At 51.7% G+C, this 16,553-nt stretch carries 11 protein-coding genes, 4 tRNA genes and 2 rRNA genes; 16 read left to right on the top strand and 1 reads right to left on the bottom strand.

Annotated elements, in window-relative coordinates; genetic code table 11:
• Positions 1–91: 91 nt before the first annotated feature.
• The 4 genes from ACQ0PY_RS23005 to birA all read left to right on the top strand — a co-directional run bounded on the left by ACQ0PY_RS23005 (position 92) and on the right by birA (position 5,351).
• Positions 92–2,997: ribosomal RNA gene (locus tag ACQ0PY_RS23005) — 23S ribosomal RNA — on the top strand.
• A 96-nt stretch (positions 2,998–3,093) separates the two neighbouring features.
• Positions 3,094–3,209 (top strand): 5S ribosomal RNA (rrf, locus tag ACQ0PY_RS23000).
• Positions 3,210–3,363: 154 nt separating this feature from the next.
• On the top strand, positions 3,364–4,392 hold the full coding sequence (gene murB, locus ACQ0PY_RS22995) for a UDP-N-acetylmuramate dehydrogenase (RefSeq protein WP_042998965.1): 1,029 nt from the start codon (positions 3,364–3,366) through the stop codon (positions 4,390–4,392).
• On the top strand, positions 4,389–5,351 hold the full coding sequence (gene birA, locus ACQ0PY_RS22990) for a bifunctional biotin--[acetyl-CoA-carboxylase] ligase/biotin operon repressor BirA (protein ID WP_042998966.1): 963 nt from the start codon (positions 4,389–4,391) through the stop codon (positions 5,349–5,351). Before murB ends, birA begins: the two co-directional genes overlap by 4 nt.
• A 30-nt stretch (positions 5,352–5,381) precedes the next feature.
• Here the strand turns inward: birA and coaA are convergent, their stop codons facing one another.
• Positions 5,382–6,332 (bottom strand): type I pantothenate kinase, encoded by a 951-nt coding sequence (gene coaA / locus ACQ0PY_RS22985; protein ID WP_061069505.1) that lies wholly within the window; start codon positions 6,330–6,332, stop codon positions 5,382–5,384.
• Positions 6,333–6,733: 401 nt separating this feature from the next.
• Between coaA and ACQ0PY_RS22980 the strand changes: the two genes are divergently transcribed.
• From ACQ0PY_RS22980 to rpoB, 12 genes are all read left to right on the top strand, one after another.
• Positions 6,734–6,809 (top strand) — tRNA-Thr (locus ACQ0PY_RS22980).
• Positions 6,810–6,817: 8 nt separating this feature from the next.
• Positions 6,818–6,902: transfer RNA gene (locus tag ACQ0PY_RS22975), tRNA-Tyr, on the top strand.
• 114 nt (positions 6,903–7,016) lie between these two features.
• Positions 7,017–7,091, top strand: a tRNA-Gly gene (locus ACQ0PY_RS22970).
• Positions 7,092–7,096: 5 nt separating this feature from the next.
• Positions 7,097–7,172: transfer RNA gene (locus ACQ0PY_RS22965), tRNA-Thr, on the top strand.
• Between the two features lie 117 nt (positions 7,173–7,289).
• Positions 7,290–8,474 carry an elongation factor Tu gene (gene tuf / locus ACQ0PY_RS22960; protein ID WP_042998968.1) on the top strand — a complete coding sequence of 395 codons (1,185 nt, stop codon included), beginning with the start codon at positions 7,290–7,292 and terminating at the stop codon, positions 8,472–8,474.
• Between the two features lie 240 nt (positions 8,475–8,714).
• A complete protein-coding gene (gene secE, locus ACQ0PY_RS22955; RefSeq protein WP_012907759.1) occupies positions 8,715–9,098 on the top strand; it encodes a preprotein translocase subunit SecE in 384 nt (127 codons plus the stop codon).
• A gap of 1 nt (position 9,099) precedes the next feature.
• The gene (gene nusG, locus ACQ0PY_RS22950; RefSeq protein ID WP_003862341.1) at positions 9,100–9,645 is read left to right on the top strand and encodes a transcription termination/antitermination protein NusG; all 546 of its coding nucleotides are present in this window, start codon (positions 9,100–9,102) and stop codon (positions 9,643–9,645) included.
• 157 nt (positions 9,646–9,802) lie between these two features.
• Positions 9,803–10,231 carry a 50S ribosomal protein L11 gene (gene rplK, locus ACQ0PY_RS22945; RefSeq protein WP_012133815.1) on the top strand — a complete coding sequence of 143 codons (429 nt, stop codon included), beginning with the start codon at positions 9,803–9,805 and terminating at the stop codon, positions 10,229–10,231.
• A 3-nt stretch (positions 10,232–10,234) separates the two neighbouring features.
• Complete coding sequence (gene rplA / locus ACQ0PY_RS22940) at positions 10,235–10,939, top strand: 50S ribosomal protein L1 (protein WP_042998969.1); 705 nt, start codon at positions 10,235–10,237, stop codon at positions 10,937–10,939.
• 335 nt (positions 10,940–11,274) lie between these two features.
• Positions 11,275–11,772, top strand: coding sequence for a 50S ribosomal protein L10 (rplJ, locus tag ACQ0PY_RS22935; protein WP_042293041.1), 498 nt, complete (start codon positions 11,275–11,277; stop codon positions 11,770–11,772).
• 66 nt (positions 11,773–11,838) lie between these two features.
• Positions 11,839–12,204, top strand: a complete 366-nt coding sequence (gene rplL, locus ACQ0PY_RS22930; RefSeq protein ID WP_012133812.1) for a 50S ribosomal protein L7/L12 — start codon at positions 11,839–11,841, stop codon at positions 12,202–12,204.
• 319 nt (positions 12,205–12,523) lie between these two features.
• Positions 12,524–16,552 (top strand): DNA-directed RNA polymerase subunit beta, encoded by a 4,029-nt coding sequence (rpoB, locus tag ACQ0PY_RS22925; protein WP_042998970.1) that lies wholly within the window; start codon positions 12,524–12,526, stop codon positions 16,550–16,552.
• Position 16,553 lies beyond the last annotated feature (1 nt).

Here is a 16,553-nt window from a genome sequence, read left to right as displayed (position 1 = left end):
AATTGAAACGACACACTGTTAATGGTGTGTTCGAGTCTCTCAAATTTTCGCAACACGATGATGAATCGAAAGAAACATCTTCGGGTTGTGAGGTTAAGCGACTAAGCGTACACGGTGGATGCCCTGGCAGTCAGAGGCGATGAAGGACGTGCTAATCTGCGAAAAGCGTCGGTAAGGTGATATGAACCGTTATAACCGGCGATGTCCGAATGGGGAAACCCAGTGCAATTCGTTGCACTATCGTTAACTGAATCCATAGGTTAACGAGGCGAACCGGGGGAACTGAAACATCTAAGTACCCCGAGGAAAAGAAATCAACCGAGATTCCCCCAGTAGCGGCGAGCGAACGGGGAGCAGCCCAGAGCCTGAATCAGCATGTGTGGTAGTGGAACGGTCTGGAAAGGCCGGCGATACAGGGTGACAGCCCCGTACACAAAATTGCATGTGTTGTGAGCTCGATGAGTAGGGCGGGACACGTGGTATCCTGTCTGAATATGGGGGGACCATCCTCCAAGGCTAAATACTCCTGACTGACCGATAGTGAACCAGTACCGTGAGGGAAAGGCGAAAAGAACCCCGGCGAGGGGAGTGAAAAAGAACCTGAAACCGTGTACGTACAAGCAGTGGGAGCCTCTTTATGGGGTGACTGCGTACCTTTTGTATAATGGGTCAGCGACTTATATTCTGTAGCAAGGTTAACCGAATAGGGGAGCCGAAGGGAAACCGAGTCTTAACTGGGCGTTAAGTTGCAGGGTATAGACCCGAAACCCGGTGATCTAGCCATGGGCAGGTTGAAGGTTGGGTAACACTAACTGGAGGACCGAACCGACTAATGTTGAAAAATTAGCGGATGACTTGTGGCTGGGGGTGAAAGGCCAATCAAACCGGGAGATAGCTGGTTCTCCCCGAAAGCTATTTAGGTAGCGCCTCGTGAATTCATCTCCGGGGGTAGAGCACTGTTTCGGCTAGGGGGCCATCCCGGCTTACCAACCCGATGCAAACTGCGAATACCGGAGAATGTTATCACGGGAGACACACGGCGGGTGCTAACGTCCGTCGTGAAGAGGGAAACAACCCAGACCGCCAGCTAAGGTCCCAAAGTCATGGTTAAGTGGGAAACGATGTGGGAAGGCTCAGACAGCCAGGATGTTGGCTTAGAAGCAGCCATCATTTAAAGAAAGCGTAATAGCTCACTGGTCGAGTCGGCCTGCGCGGAAGATGTAACGGGGCTAAACCATGCACCGAAGCTGCGGCAGCGACACTAAGTGTTGTTGGGTAGGGGAGCGTTCTGTAAGCCTGTGAAGGTGTGCTGTGAGGCATGCTGGAGGTATCAGAAGTGCGAATGCTGACATAAGTAACGATAAAGCGGGTGAAAAGCCCGCTCGCCGGAAGACCAAGGGTTCCTGTCCAACGTTAATCGGGGCAGGGTGAGTCGACCCCTAAGGCGAGGCCGAAAGGCGTAGTCGATGGGAAACAGGTTAATATTCCTGTACCAGGTGTTACTGCGAAGGGGGGACGGAGAAGGCTATGTTGGCCGGGCGACGGTTGTCCCGGTTTAAGCGTGTAGGTGTGTGTTCCAGGTAAATCCGGTTCACTTTAACACTGAGGCGTGATGACGAGGCACTACGGTGCTGAAGTGACAAATGCCCTGCTTCCAGGAAAAGCCTCTAAGCATCAGGTAACATCAGATCGTACCCCAAACCGACACAGGTGGTCAGGTAGAGAATACCAAGGCGCTTGAGAGAACTCGGGTGAAGGAACTAGGCAAAATGGTGCCGTAACTTCGGGAGAAGGCACGCTGATGCGTAGGTGAAGCGATTTACTCGTGGAGCTGAAATCAGTCGAAGATACCAGCTGGCTGCAACTGTTTATTAAAAACACAGCACTGTGCAAACACGAAAGTGGACGTATACGGTGTGACGCCTGCCCGGTGCCGGAAGGTTAATTGATGGGGTTATCCGTAAGGAGAAGCTCTTGATCGAAGCCCCGGTAAACGGCGGCCGTAACTATAACGGTCCTAAGGTAGCGAAATTCCTTGTCGGGTAAGTTCCGACCTGCACGAATGGCGTAATGATGGCCAGGCTGTCTCCACCCGAGACTCAGTGAAATTGAACTCGCTGTGAAGATGCAGTGTACCCGCGGCAAGACGGAAAGACCCCGTGAACCTTTACTATAGCTTGACACTGAACACTGGTCCTTGATGTGTAGGATAGGTGGGAGGCTTTGAAGCGCGGACGCCAGTTCGTGTGGAGCCATCCTTGAAATACCACCCTTTAATGGCTGGTGTTCTAACGTGGGCCCGTAATCCGGGTTGCGGACAGTGTCTGGTGGGTAGTTTGACTGGGGCGGTCTCCTCCTAAAGAGTAACGGAGGAGCACGAAGGTTAGCTAATCCTGGTCGGACATCAGGAGGTTAGTGCAAAGGCATAAGCTAGCTTGACTGCGAGCGTGACGGCGCGAGCAGGTGCGAAAGCAGGTCTTAGTGATCCGGTGGTTCTGAATGGAAGGGCCATCGCTCAACGGATAAAAGGTACTCCGGGGATAACAGGCTGATACCGCCCAAGAGTTCATATCGACGGCGGTGTTTGGCACCTCGATGTCGGCTCATCACATCCTGGGGCTGAAGTAGGTCCCAAGGGTATGGCTGTTCGCCATTTAAAGTGGTACGCGAGCTGGGTTTAGAACGTCGTGAGACAGTTCGGTCCCTATCTGCCGTGGGCGCTGGAGAATTGAGGGGGGCTGCTCCTAGTACGAGAGGACCGGAGTGGACGCATCACTGGTGTTCGGGTTGTCATGCCAATGGCACTGCCCGGTAGCTAAATGCGGAAGAGATAAGTGCTGAAAGCATCTAAGCACGAAACTTGCCCCGAGATGAGTTCTCCCTGACCCTTTAAGGGTCCTGAAGGAACGTTGAAGACGACGACGTTGATAGGCCGGGTGTGTAAGCGCAGCGATGCGTTGAGCTAACCGGTACTAATGAACCGTGAGGCTTAACCTTACAACGCCGAAGCTGTTTTGGCGGAATAGAGAGAAAATTTTCAGCCTGATTACAGATTGATTAACCGGCGAAAGGCGGGTTAATAAACAGAATTTGCCTGGCGGCTGTAGCGCGGTGGTCCCACCTGACCCCATGCCGAACTCAGAAGTGAAACGCCGTAGCGCCGATGGTAGTGTGGGGTCTCCCCATGCGAGAGTAGGGAACTGCCAGGCATCAAACAAGTGAAGAGCCCATCCTGACGGATGGGCTTTTTTGCGTCCGTCACCTGTCGGATCATTTTATCGAATAACGTCATCCCGCCATAATACAAGCCATACTGCGGCATATGCGGTAAACTAACCGCGATTTTGCATCAGGAAAGCCTCTATGAATCACTCCCTTAAATCCTGGAATACTTTTGGCATCGATCAAAATGCCAATGAGATTGTTTGCGCCGAAAATGAACAACAACTACTTAGCGCCTGGCAATCTGCCAATGCGTTGCATCAGCCGGTACTGATACTGGGTGAAGGGAGTAACGTCCTGTTCCTTGACGCCTTCCGCGGGACAGTGATCGTCAATCGTATCAAAGGCATTGAAGTAACAGAGCAACCAGACGCGTGGTTGTTGCATGTCGGTGCGGGTGAAAACTGGCATCATCTGGTTCAGCATACACTACAGCTTGGCATGCCGGGGCTGGAAAACCTGGCGCTGATCCCCGGCTGCGTAGGCTCTTCACCGATCCAGAATATTGGTGCTTACGGCGTGGAGCTCCAGCGAGTGTGTGATTATGTTGACTGTGTTGAGCTGGCAACAGGAAAATCGCGGCGCGTGAGTGCGGCGGAATGTCGCTTTGGCTATCGTGACAGTATCTTTAAACATGAATACCAGGATCGCTACGCGATCGTTGCGGTGGGGTTACGTCTGACTAAGCAATGGCAACCAGTGTTGACCTATGGCGACCTGACGCGTCTGGATCCGGCCACGGTAACGCCCCAGCAGGTGTTTGATTCGGTTTGCCGTATGCGTATAACAAAACTGCCCGATCCAAAAGTGATCGGTAATGCGGGCAGCTTTTTTAAAAACCCCGTCGTGGCAAAGGATGTGGTTGAGGCACTGCTGTCTCAGTTTCCGAATGCCCCTCATTACCCTCAACCTGATGGTTCAGTAAAACTGGCGGCTGGCTGGCTCATTGACCAATGTGAGTTGAAAGGCGTGGGTATCGGAGGGGCAGCCGTACATCGTCAACAGGCGCTTGTACTTATTAACGCGGCTAACGCGACAAGCGAAGATGTGGTCAATCTCGCGCACCTGGTGCGTGCGAAAGTCGGTGAGAAATTTAACGTCTGGCTGGAGCCTGAAGTACGCTTCATCGGGCAGAGTGGCGAAGTCAATGCTGTGGAGATCATTGCATGAAGGATAATACCGTTCCTCTGATGCTTATCTCCTTACTGGCCGATGGCGAGTTTCATTCCGGTGAGCAACTGGGTGAACAGTTGGGGATGAGCCGGGCGGCCATCAATAAACATATCCAGACTCTACGTGACTGGGGAGTTGATGTCTTTACCGTGCCAGGCAAAGGATACAGTTTACCGGAGCCGATTCAGTTGCTGGATTCTGACCGCATCTACAGTCAGTTGGATCGCGGCACGGTGGCTGTGCTGCCGGTTATTGATTCCACCAATCAGTACCTGCTGGACCGCATCGATCTATTGCAGTCTGGCGATGCCTGCGTGGCGGAATACCAACAGGCAGGTCGTGGACGTCGTGGACGTAAGTGGTTTTCCCCCTTTGGCGCAAACCTTTATCTTTCAATGTTCTGGCGTCTGGAGCAGGGGCCGGCCGCCGCGATCGGCTTAAGCCTGGTGATCGGTATCGTAATGGCTGAGGTTCTGCGTGATCTGGGTGCGGACAAGGTACGGGTGAAGTGGCCTAACGATCTCTACCTGTTGGATCGCAAACTGGCGGGGATCCTGGTTGAGTTAACGGGTAAGACGGGCGATGCTGCGCAGATCGTCATCGGCGCCGGCATTAACATGGCAATGCGCCGTGTGGAAGAAGGCGTGGTGAATCAGGGATGGATTACGTTGCAGGAAGCTGGGATTACGCTCGATCGCAATACGCTGGCGGCAAGGCTCATTCGTGAATTACGTACCGCGCTGGAGTTATTTGAGCAAGAAGGACTGGCTCCTTATCTTTCCCGTTGGGAAAAGCTGGATAACTTTATCAATCGCCAGGTTAAACTGATTATCGGTGACAAAGAAATATACGGTATTTCACGAGGTATCGATGCGCAGGGCGCATTACTTCTGGAACAGGATGGTATTATAAAACCGTGGGTTGGGGGAGAAATCTCCCTGAGAAGCGCTGAATAATTAAAAAGGGAGCGAAAGCTCCCTTTTTAATTATTTTCGCAGGCGAACCTGCTCGACGGCATGATTGGCGCTCTTGGTCATAATCAGACTCGCGCGCTCACGCGTGGGTAGAATATTTTGTTTTAAATTCAGCCAGTTAATTTCTTTCCATAATGAGGTGGCCGTATTGATCGCCTCCTCTTTCGTCAGTTTCGCGTAGTTATGGAAATAAGAGTCAGGGTCGGTAAACGCCCCCTCGCGGAATTTAAGAAAACGATTGATATACCATGTCTGCAGTAACTCTTCCGGTGCATCAACATAAATAGAGAAGTCGACGAAGTCCGAAACAAATACATGATGAGGGTCGTGTGGATAGTCCATCCCGCTCTGCAGAACATTGAGTCCTTCGAGAATTAATATATCGGGTTGGGCCACGGTTTTATCCCCATCAGGGATCACATCATAAATCAGATGCGAATAAACCGGAGCGGTTACGTTTGGCACGCCGGATTTGAGATCGGAGACAAACTTGACCAGACGATGCATGTCATACGATTCCGGAAAACCTTTCTTCTTCATTAACCCACGGTCTTTTAATACCTGGTTTGGATGAAGAAAACCATCCGTGGTGATCAGTTCAACGCGACGATGTTCTGGCCAACGGCTCAGTAACGCCTGTAATACACGCGCAGTGGTACTTTTCCCCACCGCTACGCTGCCAGCAATACTGATGATATAAGGGATACGCTCACCGTTCGTGCCCAGAAACTGTTCGAGAACAGCCTGACGACGCAGGTTCGAGCTGATATAGAAGTTAAGCAAACGCGACAAGGGCAAATAGATCTCTGCAACTTCTTCCAGCGATAAATCTTCATTAATCCCTTTTAACCGTGCGATCTCTTCTTCAGTGAGGGTCATCGGCACGGAATCACGAAGCGCAGCCCACTGGTTGCGGTCAAACTGTAGGTAAGGCGTCATTAACGTTTGCTCTTTTATACTCATAAGCATGTTTCTGGCTGTCATTACACCATCAGGGCAGTGATAAAAAGCGCGTCATCCCCGGCATGCAATGGCACGTCGCATTTCAGTTAATTTGGACAATGGGCAGGAGGGTAACACCAGATGGGGGGGAATAATAAGAAAAAATCTCTTCTGAACGTCATTCCCTGAAACGCAATGTGACGGATATTCCAGATGTACAGGCGATGATTTGGTGCGTTGAAGTACCACCCGATGCAGGTGGGAGGAAATGGACTGCCAGATAATGTCGAAATTTTATGCTAAGCTGACTGAAAATACGCCATTTTTTGGTCGTATAGTGCAAAATGTGAGCGATAGAACATTTTATGCAATTTTTTAGTTGCATGAGCACGCAGGTCTCCATAGAATGCGCGCTACTTGATGCCGACTTAGCTCAGTAGGTAGAGCAACTGACTTGTAATCAGTAGGTCACCAGTTCGATTCCGGTAGTCGGCACCATCAAGTCCGGTGGGGTTCCCGAGCGGCCAAAGGGAGCAGACTGTAAATCTGCCGTCACAGACTTCGAAGGTTCGAATCCTTCCCCCACCACCACTTTCTGGCAGCAATTGCTGTCTGAGCTGGTTACGAAAATAATCGGCTCGAATGAGAAAAGAGACTTGTCTCTTTTTTTGTTACAGAAAGAACTGGGTAGCCGAGTTTCAGGATGCGGGCATCGTATAATGGCTATTACCTCAGCCTTCCAAGCTGATGATGCGGGTTCGATTCCCGCTGCCCGCTCCAGACGTGCTGATATGGCTCAGTTGGTAGAGCGCACCCTTGGTAAGGGTGAGGTCCCCAGTTCGACTCTGGGTATCAGCACCACTTCACTTCTCCTCCCCGTGTTTTCTCTGTAACGACTCAATGATTCAACAGTTCAGGCATATCGCCTGGTTGATGTGGTGATATCACCGATTTATCCGTGTCTTAGAGGGACAATCGATGTCTAAAGAAAAGTTTGAACGTACAAAACCGCACGTTAACGTCGGTACTATCGGCCACGTTGACCATGGTAAAACAACGCTGACCGCTGCCATCACTACCGTACTGGCTAAAACCTACGGCGGTGCTGCTCGCGCATTCGATCAGATCGATAACGCGCCGGAAGAAAAAGCTCGTGGTATCACCATCAACACTTCTCACGTTGAATATGACACCCCGACTCGCCACTACGCACACGTAGACTGCCCGGGCCACGCCGACTATGTTAAAAACATGATCACCGGTGCTGCGCAGATGGACGGCGCGATCCTGGTTGTTGCTGCGACTGACGGCCCGATGCCGCAGACTCGTGAGCACATCCTGCTGGGTCGTCAGGTAGGCGTTCCGTACATCATCGTGTTCCTGAACAAATGCGACATGGTTGATGACGAAGAGCTGCTGGAACTGGTAGAAATGGAAGTTCGTGAACTTCTGTCTCAGTACGATTTCCCGGGCGACGACACCCCGATCGTTCGTGGTTCTGCTCTGAAAGCGCTGGAAGGCGACGCAGAGTGGGAAGCGAAAATCATCGAACTGGCTGGCTTCCTGGATTCTTACATCCCGGAACCAGAGCGTGCGATTGACAAGCCGTTCCTGCTGCCGATCGAAGACGTATTCTCCATCTCCGGTCGTGGTACCGTTGTTACCGGTCGTGTAGAACGCGGTATCATCAAAGTGGGCGAAGAAGTTGAAATCGTTGGTATCAAAGAGACTGCCAAGTCTACCTGTACTGGCGTTGAAATGTTCCGCAAACTGCTGGACGAAGGCCGTGCGGGTGAGAACGTTGGTGTTCTGCTGCGTGGTATCAAACGTGAAGAAATCGAACGTGGTCAGGTACTGGCTAAGCCGGGCACCATCAAGCCGCACACGATGTTCGAATCCGAAGTGTACATCCTGTCCAAAGACGAAGGCGGCCGTCATACTCCGTTCTTCAAAGGCTACCGTCCGCAGTTCTACTTCCGTACAACTGACGTGACTGGCACCATCGAACTGCCGGAAGGCGTTGAGATGGTAATGCCGGGCGACAACATCAAAATGGTTGTTACCCTGATCCACCCGATCGCGATGGACGACGGTCTGCGTTTCGCAATCCGTGAAGGCGGCCGTACGGTAGGCGCAGGCGTTGTTGCTAAAGTTCTCAGCTAATCACTGATAACATTTGACGCAATGCGCATTAAAAGGGCATCATTTGATGCCCTTTTTGCACGCTTTCGAACCAGAACCTGGCTCATCAGTGATTTTATTTGTCATAATCATTGCTGAGACAGGCTCTGAAGAGGGCGTTGAGCCCGGAATGCCCCCAATGCATTTCGGCACAAGGTTGACTGGTTAGCCTCGCATTCGCGGGGTGAAATTATTTGTAGAATACTTCTGACAGGTTGGTTTATGAGTGCGAATACCGAAGCTCAAGGGAGCGGGCGTGGCCTGGAAGCGATAAAGTGGATCGTGGTTGTGGCATTGCTGCTCGTGGCAATTGTTGGCAACTATCTTTATCGTGACATGATGCTGCCGCTGCGTGCGCTGGCCGTAGTAATTCTGATTGCTGCAGCGGGTGGTGTCGCGCTGTTGACGACAAAAGGTAAAGCTACCGTTGCTTTTGCCCGCGAAGCGCGTACTGAAGTACGTAAGGTCATTTGGCCGACTCGCCAGGAAACATTGCACACCACGTTGATTGTGGCTGCGGTTACCGCAGTAATGTCACTGATCCTGTGGGGACTGGATGGTATTCTGGTTCGCCTGGTTTCCTTTATCACTGGCCTGAGGTTCTGAGATGTCTGAAGCTCCTAAAAAGCGCTGGTACGTCGTTCAGGCGTTTTCCGGTTTTGAAGGCCGCGTAGCAACATCGCTGCGTGAGCATATCAAATTACACAATATGGAAGAGTTGTTTGGCGAAGTCATGGTGCCGACCGAAGAAGTGGTTGAAATCCGTGGTGGTCAGCGCCGTAAGAGCGAGCGTAAATTCTTCCCGGGTTATGTGCTGGTCCAGATGGTCATGAATGACGCGAGCTGGCACCTGGTGCGTAGCGTACCGCGTGTGATGGGCTTTATCGGCGGTACATCTGACCGTCCGGCGCCGATCAGCGACAAAGAAGTTGATGCGATTATGAATCGCCTGCAGCAGGTGGGTGATAAGCCGCGGCCGAAAACGTTGTTTGAACCGGGTGAGATGGTGCGTGTCAACGATGGTCCGTTTGCTGACTTTAATGGCGTCGTTGAAGAAGTGGACTATGAGAAGTCCCGCCTGAAAGTATCCGTTTCTATCTTCGGTCGTGCGACCCCGGTAGAGCTGGACTTTGCACAGGTTGAAAAAGCCTAAGTAGCGATCAAAAAAGCGGCGATTTAATCGTTGCACAAGGCGTGAGATTGGAATACAATTTCGCGCCTTTTGTTTTTATGGGCCTGGCCCGTAGAACGAATTTTTATATCACGGGGAGCCTCTCTGAGGCGCTATCACCCAACAGAGGAAATTGAGAATGGCTAAGAAAGTCCAAGCCTACGTCAAGCTGCAGGTTGCCGCTGGTATGGCAAACCCGAGTCCGCCGGTTGGTCCTGCTCTGGGTCAACAGGGTGTTAACATCATGGAATTCTGCAAAGCGTTCAACGCTAAGACTGATTCCATCGAAAAAGGTCTGCCAATTCCGGTTGTTATCACCGTTTACGCTGACCGTTCTTTCACCTTCATTACCAAAACGCCTCCGGCAGCCGTTCTGCTGAAGAAAGCGGCTGGTATTAAGTCTGGTTCCGGTAAGCCGAACAAAGACAAAGTAGGTAAAATTTCCCGCGCTCAGCTGCAGGAAATCGCGCAGACCAAAGCTGCCGACATGACTGGTGCCGACATTGAAGCGATGACTCGCTCCATTGAAGGTACTGCACGTTCCATGGGCCTGGTAGTGGAGGACTAAGAAATGGCTAAACTGACCAAGCGCATGCGTGTGATCCGTGAGAAAGTTGATGCGACCAAACAGTACGACATCAACGAAGCTATCTCTCTGCTGAAAGAACTGGCTACCGCTAAGTTCGTTGAAAGCGTAGACGTTGCCGTTAACCTCGGCATCGATGCGCGTAAATCTGACCAGAACGTACGTGGTGCAACTGTACTGCCGCACGGTACTGGCCGTTCCGTTCGCGTAGCTGTATTTACCCAGGGTGCAAACGCTGAAGCTGCTAAAGCTGCTGGCGCTGAACTGGTAGGTATGGAAGATCTGGCTGAGCAGATCAAGAAAGGCGAAATGAACTTTGACGTGGTTATTGCTTCTCCGGATGCAATGCGCGTTGTTGGCCAACTGGGCCAGGTTCTGGGTCCGCGTGGCCTGATGCCAAACCCGAAAGTGGGTACCGTAACGCCGAACGTTGCTGAAGCAGTTAAGAACGCTAAAGCGGGTCAGGTTCGTTACCGTAACGACAAAAACGGCATCATCCACACTACCATCGGTAAAGTGGATTTTGACGCTGACAAACTGAAAGAAAACCTGGAAGCTCTGCTGGTTGCGCTGAAGAAAGCAAAACCGACTCAGGCGAAAGGCGTGTACATCAAGAAAATCAGCATCTCCACCACCATGGGTGCTGGTGTTGCCGTTGATCAGGCTGGTCTGAGCGCTTCTGCGAACTAAGATTAGCTTTACGTGGGCGGTGGATTTGTCTACAATTCTACCCCCACGTTTCTGTTGAAAGAGACAGACACTCTGCAAGTCATTTGAATTGCGGTTCGAAAGACGAAGCATAGAACAGATTTGTTCGTTGGAGCCTGGCCTATCCAGGCCTCCGTCGAAGACCGCAGGTGTTTCGTAAGAAACTTAATCCCCTGCGTAGACGGTGACAGAACGCTAAGATTATTTTTGGATACTCTGGCTTGTTTCTGCTCACCGTATTAAGACGCTCTTTTCGTTGGAAAGAGTGAAGTGAGTTCCGGAACATGAGTTCCGGCAAACATCCAGGAGCAAAGCTAATGGCTTTAAATCTTCAAGACAAACAAGCGATTGTTGCTGAAGTCAGCGAAGTAGCCAAAGGCGCGCTGTCTGCAGTAGTTGCGGATTCCCGTGGCGTGACTGTAGATAAAATGACTGAACTGCGTAAAGCAGGTCGTGAAGCTGGCGTTTACATGCGTGTTGTTCGTAACACCCTGCTGCGTCGTGCTGTTGAAGGTTCTCCGTTCGAGTGCCTGAAAGACACGTTTGTTGGTCCGACCCTGATTGCATACTCTATGGAACACCCGGGCGCTGCTGCTCGTCTGTTCAAAGAGTTCGCGAAAGCGAATGCAAAATTTGAGGTCAAAGCCGCTGCCTTTGAAGGTGAGCTGATCCCGGCGTCTCAGATCGACCGCCTGGCAACTCTGCCGACCTACGAAGAAGCAATTGCACGCCTGATGGCAACCATGAAAGAAGCTTCGGCTGGCAAACTGGTTCGTACTCTGGCTGCTGTACGCGATGCGAAAGAAGCTGCTTAATCGCAGTTATCTTTTTAAAGCATCTGCTTACGTATAAACTTATTCTGATATTCAGGAACAATTTAAATGTCTATCACTAAAGATCAAATCATTGAAGCAGTATCCGCTATGTCCGTAATGGACGTTGTAGAACTGATCTCTGCAATGGAAGAAAAATTCGGTGTTTCCGCTGCTGCTGCTGTTGCTGTAGCTGCTGGCCCGGTTGAAGCTGCTGAAGAAAAAACTGAATTCGACGTAATTCTGAAAGCTGCTGGCGCTAACAAAGTTGCTGTAATCAAAGCAGTACGTGGCGCAACTGGCCTGGGTCTGAAAGAAGCTAAAGACCTGGTAGAATCTGCTCCGGCCGCTCTGAAAGAAGGCGTGAGCAAAGATGACGCAGAAGCACTGAAAAAATCTCTGGAAGAAGCTGGCGCTGAAGTTGAAGTTAAATAAGCCAACCCTTCCGGTTGCAGCCTGAGAAATTAGGCTGATGGCTGGTGACTTTTTGGTCACCAGCCTTTTTGCGCTGTAAGGCGCCAGTAGCGTTTCACACTGTTTGACTACTGCTGTGCCTTTCAATGCTTGTTTCTATCGACGACTTAATATACTGCGACAGAGCGTCCGTTCTGTGTAAATCGCAATGAAATGGTTTAAGCGTGATAGCAACAGGCATTGCGGAAAGTATTCGATTTTCCGGTCAACAAAATAGTGTTGCACAAACTGTCCGCTCAATGGACAGATGGGTCGACTTGTCAGCGAGCTGAGGAACCCTATGGTTTACTCCTATACCGAGAAAAAACGTATTCGTAAGGATTTTGGTAAACGTCCACAAGTTCTGGATGTGCCTTATCTCCTTTCTATCCAGCTTGACTCGTTTCAGAAGTTTATCGAGCAAGATCCTGAGGGGCAGTATGGTCTGGAAGCCGCCTTCCGTTCCGTATTCCCGATTCAGAGCTATAGCGGTAATTCCGAGCTGCAATACGTCAGCTACCGTCTTGGCGAACCGGTGTTTGACGTTCAGGAATGTCAGATCCGTGGCGTGACCTATTCCGCACCGCTGCGCGTAAAACTGCGTCTGGTGATCTACGAGCGCGAAGCGCCGGAAGGCACCGTTAAAGACATTAAAGAACAAGAAGTCTACATGGGCGAAATTCCGCTCATGACCGACAACGGTACCTTTGTTATCAACGGTACTGAGCGTGTTATCGTTTCTCAGCTGCACCGTAGTCCGGGCGTCTTCTTTGACTCCGACAAAGGTAAAACCCACTCTTCGGGTAAAGTGCTGTATAACGCGCGCATCATTCCTTACCGTGGTTCCTGGCTGGACTTCGAATTCGATCCGAAGGACAACCTGTTCGTACGTATCGACCGTCGCCGTAAACTGCCTGCGACCATTATTCTGCGTGCGCTGAACTACACCACTGAGCAGATCCTGGATCTGTTCTTCGAAAAAGTGATTTTCGAGATTCGCGACAACAAGCTGCAGATGGAGCTGGTGCCTGAACGTCTGCGTGGTGAAACCGCCTCCTTCGATATCGAAGCGAACGGTAAAATCTACGTTGAAAAAGGCCGCCGCATCACTGCGCGTCACATCCGCCAACTGGAAAAAGACGATATCAAACATATCGAAGTTCCGGTTGAGTACATTGCGGGCAAAGTGGCTGCGAAAGATTACGTTGACGAATCCACTGGCGAGCTGATCTGCCCGGCGAACATGGAGCTGAGCCTGGATCTGCTGGCTAAGCTGAGCCAGTCTGGCCACAAACGTATCGAAACCCTGTTCACCAACGATCTGGATCACGGCCCGTACATTTCTGAAACCGTACGCGTCGACCCAACTAACGATCGTCTGAGCGCGCTGGTAGAAATCTACCGCATGATGCGCCCGGGTGAGCCGCCGACACGTGAAGCGGCTGAAAGCCTGTTTGAGAACCTGTTCTTCTCTGAAGACCGTTATGACCTGTCTGCGGTCGGTCGTATGAAGTTCAACCGTTCTCTGCTGCGCGACGAAATCGAAGGTTCCGGTATCCTGAGCAAAGACGACATCATCGAAGTGATGAAGAAGCTCATCGATATCCGTAACGGTAAAGGCGAAGTCGATGATATCGACCACCTCGGCAACCGTCGTATCCGTTCCGTAGGCGAAATGGCGGAAAACCAATTCCGCGTTGGCCTGGTACGTGTTGAGCGTGCGGTGAAAGAGCGTCTGTCTCTGGGCGATCTGGATACCCTGATGCCTCAGGACATGATCAACGCCAAACCGATTTCTGCAGCAGTGAAAGAGTTCTTCGGTTCCAGCCAGCTGTCTCAGTTTATGGACCAGAACAACCCGCTGTCTGAGATTACGCACAAACGCCGTATCTCTGCACTCGGCCCAGGCGGTCTGACGCGTGAGCGCGCTGGCTTTGAAGTTCGAGACGTACACCCGACGCACTATGGTCGCGTATGTCCAATCGAAACGCCTGAAGGTCCGAACATCGGTCTGATCAACTCCCTGTCCGTGTACGCACAGACTAACGAATATGGCTTCCTCGAGACGCCGTATCGTCGCGTGGTTGATGGCGTTGTGACAGATGAGATTCATTACCTGTCTGCTATTGAAGAAGGTAACTTCGTTATCGCTCAGGCGAACTCCAACCTGGATGACGATGGCCACTTCGTAGAAGATCTGGTGACCTGCCGTAGCAAAGGTGAATCCAGCCTGTTCAGCCGTGACCAGGTTGACTACATGGACGTTTCCACTCAGCAGGTGGTTTCCGTCGGTGCGTCCCTGATCCCGTTCCTGGAACACGATGACGCCAACCGTGCATTGATGGGTGCGAACATGCAACGTCAGGCGGTTCCGACTCTGCGCGCTGATAAGCCGCTGGTAGGTACCGGTATGGAACGTGCTGTTGCCGTTGACTCCGGTGTTACTGCGGTGGCTAAACGTGGCGGTACCGTTCAGTACGTGGATGCTTCCCGTATCGTTATCAAAGTTAACGAAGACGAGATGTACCCGGGCGAAGCGGGTATCGACATCTACAACCTGACCAAATACACCCGTTCTAACCAGAACACCTGTATCAACCAGATGCCGTGTGTCTCTCTGGGCGAGCCGGTTGAACGTGGTGATGTACTGGCAGACGGTCCGTCCACCGACCTCGGTGAACTGGCGCTCGGTCAGAACATGCGCGTCGCGTTCATGCCGTGGAACGGTTACAACTTCGAAGACTCCATCCTCGTTTCCGAGCGTGTTGTCCAGGAAGACCGTTTCACCACCATCCACATTCAGGAACTGGCGTGCGTGTCCCGTGACACCAAGCTGGGGCCGGAAGAGATCACCGCTGACATCCCGAACGTGGGTGAAGCTGCGCTCTCCAAACTGGATGAATCCGGTATCGTTTACATCGGTGCGGAAGTGACCGGCGGCGACATTCTGGTGGGTAAGGTAACGCCGAAAGGTGAAACCCAGCTGACGCCAGAAGAAAAACTGCTGCGTGCGATCTTCGGTGAGAAAGCGTCTGACGTTAAAGACTCTTCTCTGCGCGTACCAAACGGTGTTTCCGGTACGGTTATCGACGTTCAGGTCTTTACTCGCGATGGCGTAGAAAAAGACAAACGTGCGCTGGAAATCGAAGAGATGCAGCTGAAGCAGGCGAAGAAAGACCTGTCTGAAGAACTGCAGATCCTCGAAGCTGGCCTGTTCAGCCGTATCTATGCTGTGTTGGTTGCCGGTGGTGTTGAAGCTGAGAAGCTCGACAAACTGCCTCGCGATCGCTGGCTGGAACTCGGCCTGACCGATGAAGAGAAACAAAATCAGCTGGAACAGCTGGCTGAGCAGTACGACGAACTGAAACACGAGTTCGAGAAAAAACTCGAAGCGAAACGCCGCAAAATCACCCAAGGCGACGATCTGGCACCGGGCGTGCTGAAGATTGTTAAGGTCTATCTGGCCGTTAAACGCCGTATCCAGCCTGGTGACAAGATGGCAGGTCGTCACGGTAACAAGGGTGTCATTTCTAAGATCAACCCGATCGAAGATATGCCGCACGATGCTAACGGTACGCCGGTAGATATCGTACTGAACCCGCTGGGCGTACCGTCTCGTATGAACATCGGTCAGATTCTGGAAACCCACTTGGGTATGGCTGCGAAAGGTATCGGCGATAAGATCAACGCCATGCTGAAACAGCAGCAGGAAGTCGCGAAACTGCGCGAGTTCATCCAGCGTGCGTACGATCTGGGCGCTGATGTTCGTCAGAAAGTTGACCTGAATACCTTCAGCGATGAAGAAGTTCTGCGTCTGGCTGAAAACCTGCGCAAAGGTATGCCAATCGCAACGCCGGTGTTCGACGGTGCGAAAGAAGCGGAAATTAAAGAGCTGCTGAAACTGGGTGACCTGCCGACTTCCGGTCAGATCACGCTGTTCGACGGCCGTACGGGTGAGCAGTTCGAGCGTCCGGTAACCGTAGGTTACATGTACATGCTGAAACTGAACCACCTGGTCGACGATAAGATGCACGCTCGTTCCACCGGTTCCTACAGCCTGGTTACTCAGCAGCCGCTGGGTGGTAAGGCGCAGTTCGGTGGTCAGCGCTTCGGGGAGATGGAAGTGTGGGCGCTGGAAGCATACGGCGCGGCATACACCCTGCAGGAAATGCTCACCGTTAAGTCTGATGACGTGAACGGCCGTACTAAGATGTATAAGAACATCGTAGATGGCAACCATCAGATGGAACCGGGCATGCCGGAATCCTTCAACGTACTGTTGAAAGAGATTCGTTCGCTGGGTATCAACATCGAACTGGAAGACGAGTAAT

Source organism: Citrobacter sp. LST-B2 (assembly GCF_057983045.1).
The sequence above is the reverse complement of the archived record's forward strand: the minus strand, read 5'-3'. Positions and strand labels throughout refer to the sequence as shown.

Excerpts from the sequence above, each read along its gene's own strand:
- murB (WP_042998965.1), top strand. The coding sequence starts at position 3,364 with ATGAATCACTCCCTTAAATCCTGGAATACTTTTGGCATCGATCAAAAT.
- birA (WP_042998966.1), top strand. The coding sequence starts at position 4,389 with ATGAAGGATAATACCGTTCCTCTGATGCTTATCTCCTTACTGGCCGAT.
- coaA (WP_061069505.1), bottom strand. The coding sequence starts at position 6,332 with ATGAGTATAAAAGAGCAAACGTTAATGACGCCTTACCTACAGTTTGAC.
- tuf (WP_042998968.1), top strand. The coding sequence starts at position 7,290 with ATGTCTAAAGAAAAGTTTGAACGTACAAAACCGCACGTTAACGTCGGT.
- secE (WP_012907759.1), top strand. The coding sequence starts at position 8,715 with ATGAGTGCGAATACCGAAGCTCAAGGGAGCGGGCGTGGCCTGGAAGCG.
- nusG (WP_003862341.1), top strand. The coding sequence starts at position 9,100 with ATGTCTGAAGCTCCTAAAAAGCGCTGGTACGTCGTTCAGGCGTTTTCC.
- rplK (WP_012133815.1), top strand. The coding sequence starts at position 9,803 with ATGGCTAAGAAAGTCCAAGCCTACGTCAAGCTGCAGGTTGCCGCTGGT.
- rplA (WP_042998969.1), top strand. The coding sequence starts at position 10,235 with ATGGCTAAACTGACCAAGCGCATGCGTGTGATCCGTGAGAAAGTTGAT.
- rplJ (WP_042293041.1), top strand. The coding sequence starts at position 11,275 with ATGGCTTTAAATCTTCAAGACAAACAAGCGATTGTTGCTGAAGTCAGC.
- rplL (WP_012133812.1), top strand. The coding sequence starts at position 11,839 with ATGTCTATCACTAAAGATCAAATCATTGAAGCAGTATCCGCTATGTCC.
- rpoB (WP_042998970.1), top strand. The coding sequence starts at position 12,524 with ATGGTTTACTCCTATACCGAGAAAAAACGTATTCGTAAGGATTTTGGT.